A 16,993-nucleotide genomic window follows, 5' to 3' on the forward strand; every position below is an offset into this window, starting at 1 on the left:
TATGCCGACGTTGGACGCAAAGTCCGTTCTTAGTCGGCCTTCCTCCTTCCCCGAACCGATGTTGACTTATCGTACGGAGGCGAGGGAAGTCCACTAGTCGCTGGGCGCTGGAGCCGGACGTGGCCTACTCTGCCGAGAACAGAATAGAGCCTAAATTTATATACTTTCTTTATCTTTGAAAAAACCAATTAAGTCATTACCCTTTTGAACTGCAAATACAGATTCCCCACGCTTATCCTGGTCGAGAAATTCCTCTAAATCCTCTTCATCCGATTCCATATCATAAAATGAATAAATACCATCATAATGCCACTGGTAGGCTATAATTTCTGCTTGTTTTTGTGTCATTAGCTTGAAATCAAAACCCATATAGCCCCCACCTCATTAATAAACAATCATCCTGCTACCCGATAACAAAATACTGTTCTACCCATTTCAAAAACGATATCCAACTAATCCCCTGCTGTCACCATCAAAATTTGGCCATTCCAATACAATTACTACATACCACCGAGGAATTCCTGCAAGAAATGCCATAAAGATAAAAAGCCTTCTTCTATATAATCGTTTACAGCACCAAAGGAAGTGGCATCAATCTTGAAAATTAAAGTAATATCTTACCTGGACTTTGTGATACAATATCATATAACCTATTTTATTCGTAAGGGATGTGTTTCCATGTTTTATCAAGAGGTTGATGAGGAAATTACATTAAAATTATTGGTATTAACGGATTCACAGGCATTATTTCAATTAACGGATCAATCCCGGGAAAGTTTGCGGGAATGGCTTGGCTGGGTGGATAATACAAAAACAGTTGACGATAGCCGATCCTTCATTGAACATACACTACAGGTATACGACGACAAAAAAGGACTTCACGCAGGAATTATGTATCAACATGAACTTGCAGGTATTATTGGTTTTAATAGCTTTGATTGGACAAATAAAATTGGCAAGATTGGTTATTGGCTGGCCACGGATTTCCAAGGGAAAGGGATTATGTCACGGGCAGTCCGGTCACTAATTGATTACGCTTTTTCAGAATTAAGCTTGAATCGGGTTGAGATCCGTGCCGCATATGAAAATAAGAAAAGCAGGGCAATACCTGAACGGCTGGGGTTCATGGAGGAAGGACTGATTCGTCAGGCTGAATGGTTATATGACCATTATGTCGACCACGTTGTTTACGGGATGCTGGCAAGTGAGTGGGAAGCACAGTAGAGAAGGGATGCTTTTTCGATGGATTTCTATATAGCGTCAAGTTTTTCGAATAAGAATTTGGTCAGGTATATAGCACAAAAGCTTATTATAAAAGGCTTCCGTCAAACATACGACTGGACGAAAAATGTACGTGCCGACACACCCGCTACATTGCAGTCGACAGGCGAGCTAGAGAAAAACGCCGTTGCCTCCAGTGATATTTTTATTCTGCTGCTTCCCGGTGGCAAAGGGAGCCATACCGAGCTTGGTATTGCACTTGCTTTAGGGAAGCGCGTCTACATTTATTCTGAAGAAGCGCTTGATCCCGTCTCTTGCCCCTCATTTTACTTTGTTAAAGGTGTGGAACGATTTCACGGGAAGAAGGATGATTTTATTTCCACGATTGGATTGGTGTAGGAGGAATAAAGGTGCAAGGGTGCGGTTGTAGTGGGACTTCCTTGGGCTGGAAAGGGAAATTTCAGCTGTCGTGTGGGAATATCAACGCGTATGGGAAACATCAGCCTGTGCAGGAAACTATCAACCCGTGTGCAAAACTTCAACCCTTGCACGGAATCTTAACACGTACAGAATTATATCAACCCCAGTAACCGATGTTGACTTATCATTTGAACGCAGGTACTGCACAATAGCAACTGAACACTAGAACCGAACGTGGCCATTGTGACTAGACAAGAGATCAAACCGGATCGTCAGGACGAATTCATTCCCTTGCTTTTCTGCTTTGATTTCCCCATTCATCATTTCAACCAAACCTTTCGTGATTGACAGTCCCAATCCAGTTGTCTTTCGATGGCGAGATGGATCAGTTGTATAGAAGCGTTTGAACAGATTTTGGATTTCCTGTTCTTGCAAGTTGGGAGCATGGTTTTGTAAATGAATCACCGCTTTACCGTTTGCTTTTTCAATTTTCCCTTTAAAATCACCTTCTCCGTGAGTTAAGGCGTTCCGGATTACATTTTCGAATATACGCCGCAGTACCTCCGCATCACCGATGATGTAAATTGGAACATCTGGAAGAATTAGCTGGGGTTCTGCCTTTTTGTCAGCAAAATCGTAATGAAAAGGATAGATCGTTTCCAGAAATGTTTGACCGACATCGATTTTTTCAGATGCCAGTGCGTGTTCCCCGGACTCGATACGGGCAAACTCAAACAGGTTATCAAGCATTTGCACGAGATGGTGAATCCGTTCTTTTACAATCTGATAATATTCATCCCGTTCAACATCTGTTATTTTTCCGTCCTGAAGCATATCAATATATCCAACGACAGAGGTAAGAGGTGTCCGCAAATCATGCGAAACATTGGTGATTGCCTCTCTAAAAGCTTGTTCTGCTTTGTATAGCGTCACTTTTTCATCCCGTGAATGTATCAAAACGGCGTTGAGGCGTTTCGCCAGCCTTTGCAGTTCATTCGCTTGCAGGAAAAGTTCGAGATGCTGGTTCGTATCGTTGTGATGAACAAAATCAAGCTGTTTGGAGAGAGATTCTATTTGCTTTTTATACACCAATATGTAGGCGGATAATACCCCAAGTGCAGTCACAAGTACAATGATGACAAATAGCATGTTATCCGCCTCCCTTCTTTATTTCATATCACGGTTTGCAAAAACGCTATATCCGACCACAAATGAAACCATCAGATAAATGACAGTGACAGCAAGTGTTGTTCCCGCCATTTCAATACTAATGCCATTGCTGACTTTTACCATAGCAGTGGCGAGCCATGCATAGAAAAAAGAACTGCCTGGCAAAAAGACGGCGCCGATAATCATCGTAACAAACAGAGCAACACTGAAATGAACAGCCATCACAACTGCTGTATGTTTAATGACAAATGCAAGCGTTGTGAACAGGACAGCCAAAGCAACTGATAATCCGATTTCAAGCAAGGTACGCGTACCAAATTGAACAATGTCTTGGATGCCGGGTATACTACTTAATCCATCAAACATCCAGAAGGCTGTGAATATCGACACGATCATGCAGATGATAAGGATAATGACTGTTGCCATACTTGCTACAAGACATTTTGAAAAAAATACACTAAAACGGCTATGGCCGAGTGTCACCGGATCTTTCATCGTTCCATACGAAAAATCATTGGTAACAAAAAGGCAAATTAATATACCAAGTGCAAGTGGTAAAACCATCGGCATAAACTGCCATACAGTAAAAGGATAGAATACAATTTGCAGGAAGTTGCCATACGTTGATTGGTAGCTGTCCGGATAGCTGCTCAGATCAGCAAGAATCACAAAATCAAAAAATGCACTTAGGACAATAACGACGTAAAAAGACTTCAGATGTTTGAGTTTATAAAGGTCCGCACGTATGACATTAAGCATGTTGAAGACCTCCCATCAGGTTTAAAAAGTAGCTTTCCAGATCGTCCCCTTTTGATTCAATTGTAGCTACCTTCACCCCATCCTGAGCAAAAGCAAGACAAATATCTCCTGACCTGTCAAGAAGCTCGTAAATATGAAGGGTCTCCTCATCCATCACCTCGTAATCGGTTATCTGTAATTTATTTTCCAAAACGAAGGTCGCCTTTTCAATATGATCTACCTGTACACGTAAATATTGACGGCAGCGTGTTTCAAGTTCTCTCTTCGTAAATTCATCGACAAAGTCTCCGTTATGAATCACACCATAACGTGTTGCAATCTTGGACAATTCGCCTAGAATGTGACTGGAAATCAGTATAGTAATATTGTAGCTTTCATTTAGTTCTTTAAGCAAATGGCGCATTTCCCTAATGCCCTCCGGATCAAGTCCATTCGTCGGCTCGTCCAGAATGAGAAAGTCCGGATTGGAAAGCAGGGCAAGACCAAGTCCAAGTCGCTGCTTCATCCCCAGTGAAAAGTTCTTCACCTTCTTATTGCCAGTATCCGCCAAGCCAATTGTGTTTAAAACCTCTGTGATACGCTTCTCGTCAGGTATTCCTAACGTTAGCTGTCTAACTTTCATGTTTTGATAAGCTGTATATGACGGATACAGAGAGGGGGATTCAATGATACTCCCTATTCTTCGGCGATGATGGCGGATTGCACTCTCTACTGTTTGTGTAAATAATTCAATTGATCCTTCGCTGGGCGCGACAAGGCCGGTAATCATACGGATCAATGTCGTTTTCCCAGCGCCGTTTCGCCCGATCAATCCATAAATATCTCCTTTTTCAATCGTCATATTGACATGGTTAAGTGCAGCCTGTTCGCGGTATTTTTTAGTTAAATCAAACGTCCGTAATACGTGGTTCTGCATGGAAAGACACCTTCCTTTTGATGTGATGTCTTTAAGATATGGGAAATTTTATAAAACACTTTAAAGAAACCTTTAAAAAAGTCTTAAATGTCATCTGCCAGCTTGAAACCAACTCCCCAAACCGTTTTAATATATTCCGATTCAGGACTTGCCTGCTCCAGTTTACTGCGAATTTTACTAACGTGGACACTGACAGTGTTATCATCGCCGAAGTACTCGTCTCCCCATACAGTTTCATAAATATTAGCCTTGGAGAAGACTTTATGTGGATGTTGCATAAACAGTTTAAGGATTAAAAATTCGCGCCGGGTGAATGAAAGTTGCGTTCCGTTCACCGTGACGATATGTGTTTCAGGATCTAGCGTTATATCTTTGTAGCTCAATTTATCCTTATCGTGTACCGATTCAATTTGCCGAAAGCGGACTTCGATTCTTGCCAGCAGTTCATCAGGATAAAAAGGCTTTACGATATAATCATCGGCACCTAATTTTAATAGATGTACGGTCGTTTCCTTATCCTTTTTTGCAGTAATCACGATAATCGGCACTTTAGAGATAACCCGTATTTTTTGTAATACATCCTCCCCTGGTAAACCCGGCAGCATTAAATCGAGTAGCACGAGGTCGAAGGAATTGGTTTCAAAAAGTCTTAACGCTTCGGTGCCGGAAAACGCGGACACGGTACGATAGTCATTTTTATACAGCAGATCTGCCAGCATTCGGTGAATGTCGTTATCATCTTCTATAATAAGGATCGTGGTCACATGCTTACCTCCCACAAGCCAGGTCGGCAAAACCTAAAACCCGCATAATCATAAAGTAATATTTCCGCTTTTCTCTTCTTCAATTATTATATCTCCTTCACCAAATCATCCTTCCAATTACAGGTTAAAAATAATTAGCGAAAAAACGGGACTTCTTTCACTCCTGCCATGCGTGCGTAAACAAACATTTGGCCTTTATGGTGAATCTCGTGATCATACATTGCAGTAAGATACCTTTTCTTAGACCCTTGAAGTTTCGGGTGCGATGAATTATTTTCGGCTTCCAACTCTGCATCAGTCAATGATTCGTATGTAAGCTTTGTTTTTTTCGTGAAGTCCTTTACAGCTTTGCGCACGTCTCCCATCGTCTTACATTCAGGAATGTCCGGTGAAGCAAACTCTTCTGTTTTGACCATTGAAACGAACACGTCATTCCATCCAGCAATATGCAATGCCAGTTCACCAAGTGCCATTGCCCCTCCCCATGGCCTGAAGTCAATATGTTCGTCATCGATGGATTCCAGTAATTCCTCCAACACATGCCGATGTTGCAACCATTCATTCATCATTTGCTTTGCTTGTCCCATATTATTTCCTCCCTCGTATTGGGTCTTCCATCTGAACGTAAAAAACCCATTTTAAACATAATTCGTTATGGAACAACTTAATTCCTTTTTTAAATCTGACGTTATTATTCCATTATATGGTTCGATCGTATTTAGAATGGCACTCGATCGGTACAAGCACCTCAGCATTTATTATTTTTTAAGTTTTAATTTCCTTTTCAAGATCGTTAACTTTTTGTTGCATCACTTTTTTTGGCTCATAATTTTTTCTGCAATAAGGATAACAAATCCTACAACTGCAACAATTACACCAGCTGCTCCTATGCCAAAAAGCGCCTAATCAATTATTGAGGAAAGGAAATGAGAATTGAATTTAGAACGTTTGATATCCATCTAGTACTCTTCGAAGCCGATCTATGAACACTTTATTTGTAAAGCTTCGCTGCTTCCTCCAAAAAGTTTAAATATTTAGCAATAAAACCTTTTGGCTTCATAATTTTAACTTTATTACCGAAGCCGGCTAAAAACTGGTAGGCAAATTGATTCTTAGGCAATTCAATTGTCGTAAGGTAACTTCTTGTAGTCGCTTTTGTAACGGCATTTTTTCCGTATCTCTCAATAAATTGATCTCTTACAGCAACATCTACCAATAGCTGTACACTAACCAAATTTTGTTGTTCATTGTGTTGTTTTTCTTCTTTAAATTCCTTATCAGACCTTGGGACAAAAAAACCGTCTTTTTGGATATTTAATATCCTCGTCAATTTAAACGTTCGATAGTCCTTCCGTTCTAAACTATAACCAAATAGATACCAATGCATCTCGCTTAAATGTATCTTATAGGGTTCTACGACTCTATACGTTTTGTTTCCTTTTTGATCCACATAATCAAACTTTATTAACCAATTATTCTCAATTGCTTGCTTGATAAATAAAATATCTTCTTTGATTTGACTTCTTCCTGGCCAATCATAAAAAGTTAAATCAAGTTTTGGAGAAATATCTGCGCTGGTCATTCCTTTGATTTTTTGAATAGTGGTTTGAATTTCTTGATTCGTAATCAGTTGTTCAAAACCACCTAAAGCTATGAGTATATTTTCAATATCTTTGTTATTTAATAATCGTTTATCGAATTTATACTCTTCCATTAGCGCATATCCTCCTTCAGCACCATATTTCGCATAAATAGGGATGTTTGCATAACTTAATGTTTCCATATCACGCTGAATCGTTCGTCTAGTTACATTAAAAAGTCGACTAAATTCTGATGACGAAACAACTTCCTTTTGTAGCAAGATCATAACTATCGAGACAAGTCTCTCAATTTTTTTCATATTATCCTCCCATATACGACATACACTTGTCGCCTATGTTCTATTATACTTCAAATATGAAAAGGAGGAAATAAATTATGAAAGCAATAGCTTATCTACAATTTGATGGGAAGGCAGAAGAAGCGTTAACCTATTATGAAAAGGCATTACAAGTAACAAGTGTAAAAAAGGTGAGATTTGGTGCTTTTGGTCAAGATCCAAACACTCCATTAACGGAAGAGGAACAAAATATGATTATGGAATCTCGTATTGAGTTTTCAGGGAATATTTTAATGCTCTCTGATGTACTGCCTTCTATGCAAGCTGTGACAGGCGAAGTCACAAAGGGGAATACCGTCTTAATCAGTATCATTGATGCTGAACCAGAAATGAATAAACAAATTTTTGAAAAGCTTTCAGAAGGTGGTACTGTGATCATGCCGTTATCTTCTACGCCATGGTCAGCAAGTTTTGGAATGTTAGTCGATAAATTTGGTGTAATGTGGAAATTTAATAGTGAGGCGAGTAAATTTCTAGATAGTTTCGTAAATTAAATTTGTATTATTAGAGTTTGGGTCTCGCCAACATTTTGACGAAACACCCACACTAAGACAGTATTTCCATAACAGACCCTGAAGATCCTATATGATTGGGGGATTTCAGGGTCTGTTTTATTTCTATTATCGTATGAGCCTTTCATTTAGAAATAGGCATGTAAATGGGCAAAGAATATATAGTAGGAAGGAATACTAAACACTGCAGCACAACATCCAAATTATTAAGGACAGTACTTTGTTGCCCTAAAACAAGCAGGGCTTAATCTACCAAAACAATGTAAATAATCCCATAAGTCATGTGAACGCTCCTACACCTGCCGCTTCCTCCGGATAAATATAGCCAAATACATAAAAACAACCATATATACAATTAACATAGCAATACTAAGCAATTCTGGCGGGTTTCCAAGTACAATTTCCCATGCGCCGCTGCCAAAGTAATAGGACGGTAACCACTCACCAATATTTTGTAAGAGCGGCGGAAATGCTTCCATTGGCATCCACATACCTCCTAAAATAGCCAAACCTAAATACAGAATGTTACTAACACCACTTGCGGTTTCCACCTTTTTCATTGTCCCAATTAATGATCCTAATGCTAAAAATGGGATGGAGGCAATGAGTATCCAGGCGCCCGCAGCTATCCACTGTCCTGCCGTTAACGCAATTCCATTGATAATAGACCCAACAGTAAAAATGACGATGATGGATAATAAGTGCATGATCATTTGACCGAACATCTTTGCTGAAAAGTATGCCCAGGAAGGAAACGGGGTGATTTTCATGAACCTCGCCCACCCTTGCGTATGCTCCTGAACCATACGGATGCCAAAATTCATGACCGCTGAACCCATTACACTAAAGGTGGTCATAGACATTAGAAAGTGTGCCTGCCATTCATCTTGATCTGGGAGTTCCGTGTTGAAAACATTCGTATAGATAAAATAAAATGCGATCGGCATCATTAAGGACCAAAATACATAATATGGATTTCTAAATATACGTATTACTTCAAACCTGCATTGTGTCAGAATTCCTTTCACCCTGCTTCCGCCTCCTCTTTATCTCCTGTTAATTGCTCGAAAACATCATCCAGTCTGCCTTGATTAATACGAATATTTTTAGCGGAAATGTTTAAACGAAACAATTCCGATAAGACAAAGTCTGTATCCTCTGTGACGACATAGACCACGCCATCTTTTTCATAGCATCGCATAACGGTATCTACTGTTTCCATTTTCGCAATGGCATCTTGATCCTCTGTTTCAAAGGAAACGCTCCTTGTCGTAAGATTGCGCTTAATATCTTCCGGCTCACCGTCGGCAATGATTTCCCCATTATTAAACAGGATAATCCGCTCCGAGAAATCATCCGCTTCCTCAAGATAATGTGTTGTAAAAATGATCGTTTTTCCCTTTTCCTTCAATGATTCTACCTTATTCCAAAACTTCCTTCTAGCCGTTGTATCTAATCCAACAGTAGGCTCATCGAAAAAAATGACATCCGGGTTTCCTGCAAGGGCAATCGCAAAACCTAATCTCCTTTTTTGCCCGCCAGATAGTTTATCCGCCTTTTTCTTTAGGTCAGCTTTCTCCAGTCCTGTCAGAGCGATCAGTTCTTCCATAGAGAGCGGCGATGAATAATAACTCCGAAACATTGTTAAAACTTCATGAACCTTGAGCATATCCATTACGCTTACTTCCTGCAGCATCGCACCAATTTTATTTCGAACAGCTACCTGTTTTGGACTTTTCCCAAGGAGTTCCACTTTTCCTTCATTTGGATCAAGCAGTCCCAACATCATCGAAATAGTTGTTGTTTTTCCCGCTCCATTCGGTCCAAGAATCGCTACAGTTTCACCTTTTTCAATCGAAATAGAAACGCTATTAATTGCTTGAACTTTACCAAACCTCTTTGATACATTTTCTAACGTTATCACTTTAGACACCACACAAACCCCCAATATTGTTTACTGTTCACTCCATTGTTAATATTGCAAAATTTTTAGGTGTAGAATTCCCCATGTTGCGGCATTTCTTCATTGTATTAATACTTATACAAACGGCTCATTCCGGAGTATTTCTTTTTGCACCCGGTAAAGTGGACTGCCTGAAATGCCCATTCTTGCTCCTGTTTGCACTAACCTAAAATTTGACCTCTTTAACCGTCCTTGATTTTAAGGTGACAACAACACTGGCTATACTCACTAAAGCCCCTAATCCCGCAATAATGCTCACCCCAGCATTATTAGGAAAAAGAAATCCAATCGGTATAATTCCTAAAAATGCAATCACTACAAACGCCTGATACACTGCAGATAGAATGATCACGGCACGATTGCTAAATAAAGATAAAATCAATGGCGGTAAAAAGAGTGCTATGATCATTCCAATCGATATCCATAAACCAGCAGGCTCATCGAATGAAACTGTGTTAGGACCTGTGGGATGTTTGGCAGCCAGAAAAACCGCCGCAACAGCAATGATTAAAGTTAGAAAAACCATTAAAAACCTTTTAAACATAATAATGAAATCTCCTTTTTTACTTTACCAGTCACAATATATCCGATAAACCCACTTTAGCATTTGGTCCAATTTTAGTTTATTAATTGTATAACGTCCGTGCCCGAAAAAAGTTCCCATTAATTATAGAAAAGTCAGGATAAATTACAAATTTTCTTCAAAATCCATTTCCTAGCTTTATTGTGGCTGTTAAGAACGTACACACATACAACAACATATTTTTTGTTTGCAAATCGTTTTTTCGTGTTATAATAAACATAGACACAAGAAAAAGGCATAAGCTAATAAAGACCGAAGATACGCGAATATCTTCGGTCGGCAATGAATCGCTCCCCTTCAAGAGGGGTCGGCGCAAGTAAGGAATAGACCTCACTGGCCTGGTAATCCGAGGGAGGTCTATTTTTTATGGTCTATAATCGTCACAACGAGTGTTGCGAAAGCGATCATTAAAACCATTGTCTCAAAAACAGACATAGGCAACACCCCCTTTCGTTGCAGCGTATCGTATGGCACTACAACCGTCAGGAATGCGCCGACCTCCCTTGAGGAAAACGCGATCATTGCTTGTTTTCATTATATCACTTGTTTCGGGAGTTTAAAGAAGTATCTTAATTTTCAACAAATAAAGCCCTCATATGGAATATGAAAGGCAATCTTTATCTGGTAAACAACCTGATGTGATTATCCACTCAAAAGCCGTTTTCACCAACAAGATGCTTTATACATCCTGTTGACAATGAACAGATAATTACCGACACCCCCGAAACTGACAACTATATCCATTTTATTGTCCATCGCTTTTAAACCATTTCAGCATTCAAAAACCCCCCTTAAATAGGTGCTTCCTTTTTCGATTCTATTGATTTCACAATTTAATCCAATTCGAATATAGCATTTATTCCGTTCTATCAATCAATTTCAAATAAACCTTTACAAATTTATTTCAAAATGAGATAATAAATGTAACATAATCGTAATATTGTAACGAATTCGTAATAATGATTATAAAATTTAACATAAGCTATTAGGAGGATGCAAAATGGAAGGACACATTCATAACGTCGCAATCTTGCATAACGGAAAAGAAGAAACTATTCATTCAACCCCCCGCACTCAGAAAACTGAAAACCTGGAAAATAACTAAGCACAATGGACAAAGCTGAATTTCTATGGATGTCCGGTGGCGCAGCTGTAATTGGTACGTGCATCTATCTGCTGTCTGTGGTCACAATGTAAACAACTTGTACAAGAAATTAAATAGCAAAACGCATAAAGGCTGGGACATGCCAAAATAACGTAAAAAGGTTCCGATTATCGTTTTTTGATGATCGGAACCTTTTTTACCCCCTTTTCCTGAAAGTTGTCTTTCTCTTCATCCTTGTGACAGCGTATCTGATAGGGAAGTTGTTAATCTTATAACGGCGGCTTTACTTACGTCATGTTCCGGGGAATCATGAGGTTCATACCTTGCATAACCACTTTTAGATTCAATCAATTGTTCTACTCCAAATATTTGTTCCAACATCTGTAGAGATACGATTCTTACACGGGAAATGTTTCAACATCGCATTAATTAGCTGCTATAAATCGGAAGTGCCGATTTCTTCTAATACCCTTATTAAAAGCACTAGATTATTGTCAGGCGGTTAATTTCGTTTTTTGTTTCGCATTAAAAATGAAATCACGATTCCAGCAGCTAATGCACCTATTGCTCCAAAGAGTGCTTGCACAAAAGATTGCGTTACTATATAAGTACCTATAAAAGTTCCGATTGTTAAACCTGTAGGAAGGGGCCAATTCAAAAATCACATCTCCCTTCTAGCCAAAAGATAATAGCTGAACAATATGACCATTACATACGATATTGGCACTTTTCTTTATAATTAGGGAAAAGCGCCCTTTAAGGTTCTAACAGTCTGTCTAACCCCATTTCTCCCCAACTTTATGACTAAGAAAGAATACTGAAATAAGAAATAACATAACCAATAATGAACCTAAAATCGTATTCATGGTTAAAAATCCGGCTTTGGAAAAGTAATTAAAAAATACAATATTATAGGGGATGATCAGGAATAATAAATATAAAGCTTGTAACGGATGTGTAAACATATTTATAGCAAACAAAAGGTTTAACCCGAAAAACAAAAAATAATATTGTGTTATCGCCGCTATCAATATCAGGATAGAGGAAGCAATTGAAACACAAAAACAACGGCAGAAAACTGTGCTGCGGTAATGTCTTCAAACTTCTTCATTTCTTTTTGTGCAAATGAAGGAATCTTCCTGCTAATCCGAGGATAAATTTTCTTAAACCATCCTTCAATCGTCATAATCTCTTCCAAATTGTGAAGCATAAATATAATTATAAAAGACGTAACCAAAACATAAACGACCGATCCCCCCACTTCATTACTTTATTTGTTACCCGAAACCACATTTTTTTGATTGTCCCGTTATACAGCGTTAGAACTGAACACTAAACCCGTTAAACCGATGAATCCCTGTGCCAAATTTAACAAGGCCTCTTTCTTTTAGAAACGTAACCGCCAGTTTTACTTCTTCTAAAATTTCCGGATCAAGGCCCAAGGTGTTATGAGAACCGTACACCATGGAAACATTTCCCATCCCTGCTATTCTTTCCAGGGAACGAACTAAATCAACAGGATTCGTTGATGGATAGAAAGCATACACAGGAGTTTCATCATAAAGTAAATCGCCCGTAAACAAATACCCGTTGTTCTCATCAAAAACGCATATATGACCTGGTGAATGCCCTGGAGTATGATGTATGGTCAACTTTCTATTTCCTAAATCAATAACATCCCCATCTGCTACAAATCCCGCTGGCTCTCCTTGATACGGCGTATATGTATTAGGGTCAAATATTTCGGGAGGAGGTATGGTAATGTCCCGGTTTATATTTTTTCTTATTTGCTCTATAGGTAATCCCTTAATGCCGTTTATTAGCCAGTCAGCATCCTTCTCATGGACATAGATCCTTTTAAATTCACTATGGCTTCCGATATGATCTGCATGAGCATGTGTCGTAATAACGGTGATGGGCAAGTCCGTAAGCTGATCGGTTATTCTTTTTATATTATCAATACCAAGACCCGTATCAATTAGCACTGCCTTTTCCTTCCCAATTAATAAAAATGAATGCACTTTCTCCCAATGACCATATTCGCTGATTGCAAATGTAAAGCGATCGATTTCCTGAACGGTAAACCACGAATCCTTAATCGTTTTAAAGACCTCCTTCCATAAAATGGGGGTATTAATTTGGAAAGAACACACGTCTTATCCCTGTTGCAGACAGAGTAGGACCCCAAAGGCTTTTTAAACACATAGCCTACTTTTTCATAACCAGCTTTTTCTTCATAAAATCGATGAGCATCTGTACGTTTTAATCCCGATGATAGGGCAACACTTTCATAACCATTTTCTTTAGCCCATTCATGAACATACGACAGAAGCTTATGGCCGTACCCATTGGAACGTTTATTCTTATCCGTAACTAAATCACATACCCAAACAAAGCGCTCGTAGTAAAGGGTGATCATAGGCTTGAATTCTGTAACCGCAACAACTTCTCCTTGATCATTCAAAGCATACAATTGATACATATCTTTTTCTTTGGCCTCCGTTACCAAATCGAGATAAGCTTTTTCATCAAGATGCGTACGTAATTGATTCATTACCGGAAAAGCATCAAGGATTTCCATTTGGGATTGAAGTTCATTGATAGTCAAGGTACTCATTGTAAGGCTTTTTTTAGTAACCTGCCTGTTTGTTCAATATGCTTCCCTTAATTAATGGCCCTTTTCTTAAAGGTAAGACTCTGACCCTTATTCCGGGTAAGAGAACGATATTGGAATAGAAGTCATGGTTTTGTTTTTAAATACTCGATTTTACGAATATCCTTATGATTATTGTTTTCCGCCCGATAACTGTCCTTATATGAGGCTTCATATACCTGCAAATATTGATTCGGCGTTAACAAGTAAAATTTTACATCTTCCTTTTGATGTATTTCCAAATCCTTTAACGATACTCCTGCGAAAGATGGTAAAGTATCAATGATACCAAACCCGACTGATAATCCTCTTTTAAAAAATTCATGTTCATGTAAATCTACTAAACGATATTCAAAGGAGCCCATAACCTCCACAATACGATTCCAATTAAAAATAGCCTTTTCAGCAGGTACTTCCCAACCCCTTTCATCACCAGGTACATGGATATCTAAATCCTGAGCATCCCAATTTCTTTCTGTGACAATTTCTAATCCTACTGAACCCATTAGCAATGGTGTAATTTTAATTTCATTTAATTTTCTGGTTATCCTTAAAAATTCATTAAATTTATAGTTATCCATCTATTCCTCCTGCGGTTATTACATCGTATATCCATTTTTCAATAATTTGATTAAATAAATCTGGTTCTGCCAGCGGCACTCCGTGACCAACCCCGGAAATTACTACACCAGTACAATTTGGGTTATTATTCACTATATCAACTGCTGATTTTTCCATAATACCTTTTTCTTTTGCCCCACAGTAACTAATATTTTTCCATTGACTTTGCTAAATTCATTAGGTATTTCAATGACATATTCTCTTTTAATATCCTTACAAGTGTATGTCGTTCCATCTATCTATTCAAGCCATAATACCACCCCAACAACAGTAACTGTGATTAAACTAATTTCGATTAGCGTTAGTTTGTAATTGCTGCGATTCTCCGAAAATCTCCATTCAACATATGTTTGAAACCCAAGTTGAATTACCGTAAAAAAGGCTGATATCAGAATCAGGATAAGCGGCCTTGCTATAAAAATAACCCCGCAGGCTATAACTGAAAAAATAAAAATCACACGTAATGTCCAATCACCTTTTTTATGAAATTCATTAATATAATTATACGAGAACCACTTCCTTTTATCGGCTCCCATCCAGCGGCGAAGAAAGGCTGGAATTACAGCTACGAGAAAAACAACTACTGCCATAATAATTAAAAAATTCCTTCCAAAACCCTGGTTGCAGTCCGTAGTGTCCCATTTAAAATCAGCTCCGTTTTCATCGGGGTTACCCGTCCCCAACCGTTTTCTCCTTACTATAAATTTCATAAGCAAAATATCCAGCTAAATATCCTATACTAGCTCCTAAGCTGACTGTAGATAGTAGAGAAATAGAGAAAAACATGCCTAGAATTATACCAACAGTGCAACCCAAAAGCATTCCCATTGGTATGAAACTATCTAACAGGACTTGAGCACCTTTTGATTTTTTCCTGCCCAAGTTGCCTTGATTATACTTATGTTTAAGACTTCCGATTACGAATACTGCAACCCCTCCCGCTATTAAAACAGGCACAATTGCCATGACAAATCCCATGTCAGAACCCCCTTTCACTTTTAATCAGGTTATTCCTGCTGCGCCACTGTTAGAAGTATGTTGTTCATCCTAAGTTTTATTTGAGCGTTTTGTTCATAATTAAATCCGTTTGTTTTTCATCACCCATATAAAAAGCATGGGCACCCGTTTGAACGAACCCCATTTTCTCATAAAAAGAAATCGCATTTTCGTTTTTTTCCCATACACCCAGCCAGATTTTCCTTTTATTCTGTTCCTGCGCAATTTCAAATGCTTTATTTAACAGAAGTTTACCAAGCCCTTGTTTTTGAAATTTGTTCTTTATATAAATCCGCTCAATTTCAAGTGATTCCGCACCCATTTCCTCAGACTGAGCATCACCGAAATTAACCTTTAAATATCCAGCCGCCTCTCCATGAAAATAAATAAAGAAGAATTTCGAAGAAGGATTGGATAATTCTTTTTCCACTTCCTTTATATGAAACGCTCTCTCCAAGTAGGCATTCATATTTTCAGGCGAGTTCTGATCTTTAAATGTATCATGAAATGTTTCATAACTAATTTCCTGAAGCAGCCGTAAATCCTCAAGGGTGCATTTTTTAATATTTATCGTCATTTTATATGGTGCTCCTTTTGATATTCTTATTCCAAAGCATCGATGTATCAGCTATTATTTACTTCACGTAGCACAGCCAATATTCCGTCCACTGCTTAATGGCCTGTTCCTCCATTATCAGCTGTTCCTGTTTTTTTCCTGAACTTTTTTCATCATCCCTGCCAGCAACTCAGGTGATCCGCAGCCATGGTTTCGTTTTATGTCAAACATAAGCCGGATTTCCTTTAAGGTCATGCCAAGCCCTTGCATCTCTTTAATCGCATAGAAATCCTGGATATCCTTTTCCTCATAAATCCTTCTATTGTTGCTCCAGGCCGGCTTAATCATGCCCCATTCTTCATAATGCCTGACCGTGTCTTTTGTTGCTTCAACAGCCTTTACAAATGCACCAATTTTCACTGGAAAATCACTCCTGAAAATTTCTCTTGATATGGGGTCGACCCCACTATGTATGCTAATGATACGAATGGAGGTGACCAAATGATTCACACCATCCTGATAATTCTGTATTCTCTTCTTAGTATAACAGGAAATTTGATTTATTTCCGGGAAAATTTCAAGGATCTTCAACAAAGACAGAGTTTATCATTACTATTATTTATATTAATCCATACCTGTTTTCTTATAATTGGCATTGCATGTCTTTTCACTGCGGTTCATACGTTAATGTTATTGGCGGTCGAGGTACTCGTCATTATTTCACGTATTATCAATGGCCAGATACTATACTTGAAAAACAATTGGCGCCATTATTTCGTAACCGTTCCACTTATGACGATTATTTTCTTTCTTCC

At 38.6% G+C, this 16,993-nt stretch carries 23 protein-coding genes and 1 pseudogene; 3 read left to right on the forward strand and 21 right to left on the reverse strand.

Translation table 11 applies throughout. The features are described from left to right. Nucleotides 1-156: 156 nt before the first annotated feature. Complete coding sequence (locus tag CZ382_RS13020) at nt 157-369, reverse strand: hypothetical protein (RefSeq protein ID WP_188725264.1); 213 nt, start codon at nt 367-369, stop codon at nt 157-159. A gap of 309 nt (nt 370-678) precedes the next feature. Here CZ382_RS13020 and CZ382_RS13025 point away from each other — a divergent pair, with 309 nt between their 5' ends. Further along, nucleotides 679-1,224, forward strand: a complete 546-nt coding sequence (locus CZ382_RS13025) for a GNAT family N-acetyltransferase (RefSeq protein ID WP_088051646.1) — start codon at nt 679-681, stop codon at nt 1,222-1,224. Nucleotides 1,225-1,242: 18 nt separating this feature from the next. After that, a complete protein-coding gene (locus tag CZ382_RS13030; protein WP_088051647.1) occupies nt 1,243-1,620 on the forward strand; it encodes a group-specific protein in 378 nt (125 codons plus the stop codon). A gap of 243 nt (nt 1,621-1,863) precedes the next feature. On the opposite strand, the gene CZ382_RS13040 is transcribed toward CZ382_RS13030, so the two are convergent. The 6 genes from CZ382_RS13040 to CZ382_RS13065 all read right to left on the reverse strand — a co-directional run bounded on the left by CZ382_RS13040 (nt 1,864) and on the right by CZ382_RS13065 (nt 7,150). Beyond that, the gene (locus tag CZ382_RS13040) at nt 1,864-2,790 is read right to left on the reverse strand and encodes a sensor histidine kinase (protein WP_088051649.1); all 927 of its coding nucleotides are present in this window, start codon (nt 2,788-2,790) and stop codon (nt 1,864-1,866) included. Nucleotides 2,791-2,808: 18 nt separating this feature from the next. Continuing rightward, complete coding sequence (locus CZ382_RS13045) at nt 2,809-3,570, reverse strand: ABC transporter permease (protein ID WP_088051650.1); 762 nt, start codon at nt 3,568-3,570, stop codon at nt 2,809-2,811. Beyond that, nucleotides 3,563-4,486, reverse strand: a complete 924-nt coding sequence (locus CZ382_RS13050; protein ID WP_088051651.1) for an ABC transporter ATP-binding protein — start codon at nt 4,484-4,486, stop codon at nt 3,563-3,565. Before CZ382_RS13050 ends, CZ382_RS13045 begins: the two co-directional genes overlap by 8 nt. An 83-nt stretch (nt 4,487-4,569) precedes the next feature. Next, nucleotides 4,570-5,250 (reverse strand): response regulator transcription factor, encoded by a 681-nt coding sequence (locus tag CZ382_RS13055; protein ID WP_200809530.1) that lies wholly within the window; start codon nt 5,248-5,250, stop codon nt 4,570-4,572. Nucleotides 5,251-5,384: 134 nt separating this feature from the next. Beyond that, entirely contained in the window at nt 5,385-5,837 is a 453-nt protein-coding gene (locus CZ382_RS13060; RefSeq protein ID WP_088051652.1) for a DinB family protein, read from the reverse strand. 404 nt (nt 5,838-6,241) lie between these two features. After that, on the reverse strand, nt 6,242-7,150 hold the full coding sequence (locus tag CZ382_RS13065) for a helix-turn-helix transcriptional regulator (protein WP_088051653.1): 909 nt from the start codon (nt 7,148-7,150) through the stop codon (nt 6,242-6,244). 77 nt (nt 7,151-7,227) lie between these two features. Here CZ382_RS13065 and CZ382_RS13070 point away from each other — a divergent pair, with 77 nt between their 5' ends. Next, on the forward strand, nt 7,228-7,683 hold the full coding sequence (locus tag CZ382_RS13070; protein WP_088051654.1) for a VOC family protein: 456 nt from the start codon (nt 7,228-7,230) through the stop codon (nt 7,681-7,683). Nucleotides 7,684-7,994: 311 nt separating this feature from the next. Here the strand turns inward: CZ382_RS13070 and CZ382_RS13075 are convergent, their stop codons facing one another. The 14 genes and pseudogenes from CZ382_RS13075 to CZ382_RS23775 all read right to left on the reverse strand — a co-directional run bounded on the left by CZ382_RS13075 (nt 7,995) and on the right by CZ382_RS23775 (nt 16,598). Continuing rightward, nucleotides 7,995-8,729, reverse strand: coding sequence for an ABC transporter permease (locus CZ382_RS13075; RefSeq protein WP_088051655.1), 735 nt, complete (start codon nt 8,727-8,729; stop codon nt 7,995-7,997). Beyond that, nucleotides 8,726-9,634, reverse strand: coding sequence for an ABC transporter ATP-binding protein (locus tag CZ382_RS13080; RefSeq protein WP_088051656.1), 909 nt, complete (start codon nt 9,632-9,634; stop codon nt 8,726-8,728). The genes CZ382_RS13075 and CZ382_RS13080 overlap by 4 nt, the downstream gene beginning before the upstream one ends. A gap of 196 nt (nt 9,635-9,830) precedes the next feature. Further along, nucleotides 9,831-10,208 carry a hypothetical protein gene (locus CZ382_RS13085; RefSeq protein ID WP_088051657.1) on the reverse strand — a complete coding sequence of 126 codons (378 nt, stop codon included), beginning with the start codon at nt 10,206-10,208 and terminating at the stop codon, nt 9,831-9,833. A gap of 396 nt (nt 10,209-10,604) precedes the next feature. Then, nucleotides 10,605-10,769 carry a putative holin-like toxin gene (locus tag CZ382_RS24810; RefSeq protein WP_155554620.1) on the reverse strand — a complete coding sequence of 55 codons (165 nt, stop codon included), beginning with the start codon at nt 10,767-10,769 and terminating at the stop codon, nt 10,605-10,607. Nucleotides 10,770-11,854: 1,085 nt separating this feature from the next. Continuing rightward, nucleotides 11,855-12,010, reverse strand: coding sequence for a hypothetical protein (locus CZ382_RS23770; protein WP_159457800.1), 156 nt, complete (start codon nt 12,008-12,010; stop codon nt 11,855-11,857). Nucleotides 12,011-12,385: 375 nt separating this feature from the next. Then, nucleotides 12,386-12,538, reverse strand: a complete 153-nt coding sequence (locus CZ382_RS24260; RefSeq protein ID WP_235000430.1) for a hypothetical protein — start codon at nt 12,536-12,538, stop codon at nt 12,386-12,388. Nucleotides 12,539-12,671: 133 nt separating this feature from the next. Beyond that, the gene (locus tag CZ382_RS13095; protein ID WP_088053468.1) at nt 12,672-13,451 is read right to left on the reverse strand and encodes an MBL fold metallo-hydrolase; all 780 of its coding nucleotides are present in this window, start codon (nt 13,449-13,451) and stop codon (nt 12,672-12,674) included. An 86-nt stretch (nt 13,452-13,537) separates the two neighbouring features. Further along, a pseudogene (locus CZ382_RS13100) lies at nt 13,538-13,969 on the reverse strand (GNAT family N-acetyltransferase); the annotation flags it as partial. 122 nt (nt 13,970-14,091) lie between these two features. Beyond that, the gene (locus tag CZ382_RS13105; RefSeq protein WP_088051659.1) at nt 14,092-14,586 is read right to left on the reverse strand and encodes a phosphoribosylanthranilate isomerase; all 495 of its coding nucleotides are present in this window, start codon (nt 14,584-14,586) and stop codon (nt 14,092-14,094) included. Further along, nucleotides 14,579-14,743, reverse strand: coding sequence for an alpha/beta fold hydrolase (locus CZ382_RS23445; protein WP_123057238.1), 165 nt, complete (start codon nt 14,741-14,743; stop codon nt 14,579-14,581). The genes CZ382_RS13105 and CZ382_RS23445 overlap by 8 nt, the downstream gene beginning before the upstream one ends. A gap of 122 nt (nt 14,744-14,865) precedes the next feature. After that, nucleotides 14,866-15,309 (reverse strand): DUF4181 domain-containing protein, encoded by a 444-nt coding sequence (locus tag CZ382_RS13115; protein ID WP_159457801.1) that lies wholly within the window; start codon nt 15,307-15,309, stop codon nt 14,866-14,868. Further along, nucleotides 15,296-15,604, reverse strand: coding sequence for a hypothetical protein (locus CZ382_RS13120; RefSeq protein ID WP_088051661.1), 309 nt, complete (start codon nt 15,602-15,604; stop codon nt 15,296-15,298). The genes CZ382_RS13115 and CZ382_RS13120 overlap by 14 nt, the downstream gene beginning before the upstream one ends. 76 nt (nt 15,605-15,680) lie before the next feature. Further along, a complete protein-coding gene (locus tag CZ382_RS13125; protein ID WP_088051662.1) occupies nt 15,681-16,199 on the reverse strand; it encodes a GNAT family N-acetyltransferase in 519 nt (172 codons plus the stop codon). Between the two features lie 117 nt (nt 16,200-16,316). Beyond that, on the reverse strand, nt 16,317-16,598 hold the full coding sequence (locus CZ382_RS23775; RefSeq protein WP_159457802.1) for a helix-turn-helix domain-containing protein: 282 nt from the start codon (nt 16,596-16,598) through the stop codon (nt 16,317-16,319). Between the last annotated feature and the right edge of the window lie 395 nt (nt 16,599-16,993).

Origin of the sequence: Virgibacillus dakarensis (assembly GCF_900155625.1) — a bacterium.
Lineage (GTDB): Bacteria > Bacillota > Bacilli > Bacillales > Amphibacillaceae > Lentibacillus_C > Lentibacillus_C populi.

Coding starts and splice junctions, on each gene's coding strand:
- CZ382_RS13070 (WP_088051654.1), top strand. CDS start 7,228: ATGAAAGCAATAGCTTATCTACAATTTGATGGGAAGGCAGAAGAAGCG.
- CZ382_RS13045 (WP_088051650.1), bottom strand. CDS start 3,570: ATGCTTAATGTCATACGTGCGGACCTTTATAAACTCAAACATCTGAAG.
- CZ382_RS13020 (WP_188725264.1), bottom strand. CDS start 369: ATGGGTTTTGATTTCAAGCTAATGACACAAAAACAAGCAGAAATTATA.
- CZ382_RS13125 (WP_088051662.1), bottom strand. CDS start 16,199: ATGACGATAAATATTAAAAAATGCACCCTTGAGGATTTACGGCTGCTT.
- CZ382_RS13085 (WP_088051657.1), bottom strand. CDS start 10,208: ATGTTTAAAAGGTTTTTAATGGTTTTTCTAACTTTAATCATTGCTGTT.
- CZ382_RS13120 (WP_088051661.1), bottom strand. CDS start 15,604: ATGGGATTTGTCATGGCAATTGTGCCTGTTTTAATAGCGGGAGGGGTT.
- CZ382_RS24260 (WP_235000430.1), bottom strand. CDS start 12,538: ATGACGATTGAAGGATGGTTTAAGAAAATTTATCCTCGGATTAGCAGG.
- CZ382_RS13025 (WP_088051646.1), top strand. CDS start 679: ATGTTTTATCAAGAGGTTGATGAGGAAATTACATTAAAATTATTGGTA.
- CZ382_RS13065 (WP_088051653.1), bottom strand. CDS start 7,150: ATGAAAAAAATTGAGAGACTTGTCTCGATAGTTATGATCTTGCTACAA.
- CZ382_RS13105 (WP_088051659.1), bottom strand. CDS start 14,586: ATGGATAACTATAAATTTAATGAATTTTTAAGGATAACCAGAAAATTA.
- CZ382_RS13040 (WP_088051649.1), bottom strand. CDS start 2,790: ATGCTATTTGTCATCATTGTACTTGTGACTGCACTTGGGGTATTATCC.
- CZ382_RS24810 (WP_155554620.1), bottom strand. CDS start 10,769: ATGATCGCGTTTTCCTCAAGGGAGGTCGGCGCATTCCTGACGGTTGTA.
- CZ382_RS13060 (WP_088051652.1), bottom strand. CDS start 5,837: ATGGGACAAGCAAAGCAAATGATGAATGAATGGTTGCAACATCGGCAT.
- CZ382_RS13030 (WP_088051647.1), top strand. CDS start 1,243: ATGGATTTCTATATAGCGTCAAGTTTTTCGAATAAGAATTTGGTCAGG.
- CZ382_RS13050 (WP_088051651.1), bottom strand. CDS start 4,486: ATGCAGAACCACGTATTACGGACGTTTGATTTAACTAAAAAATACCGC.
- CZ382_RS23445 (WP_123057238.1), bottom strand. CDS start 14,743: ATGGAAAAATCAGCAGTTGATATAGTGAATAATAACCCAAATTGTACT.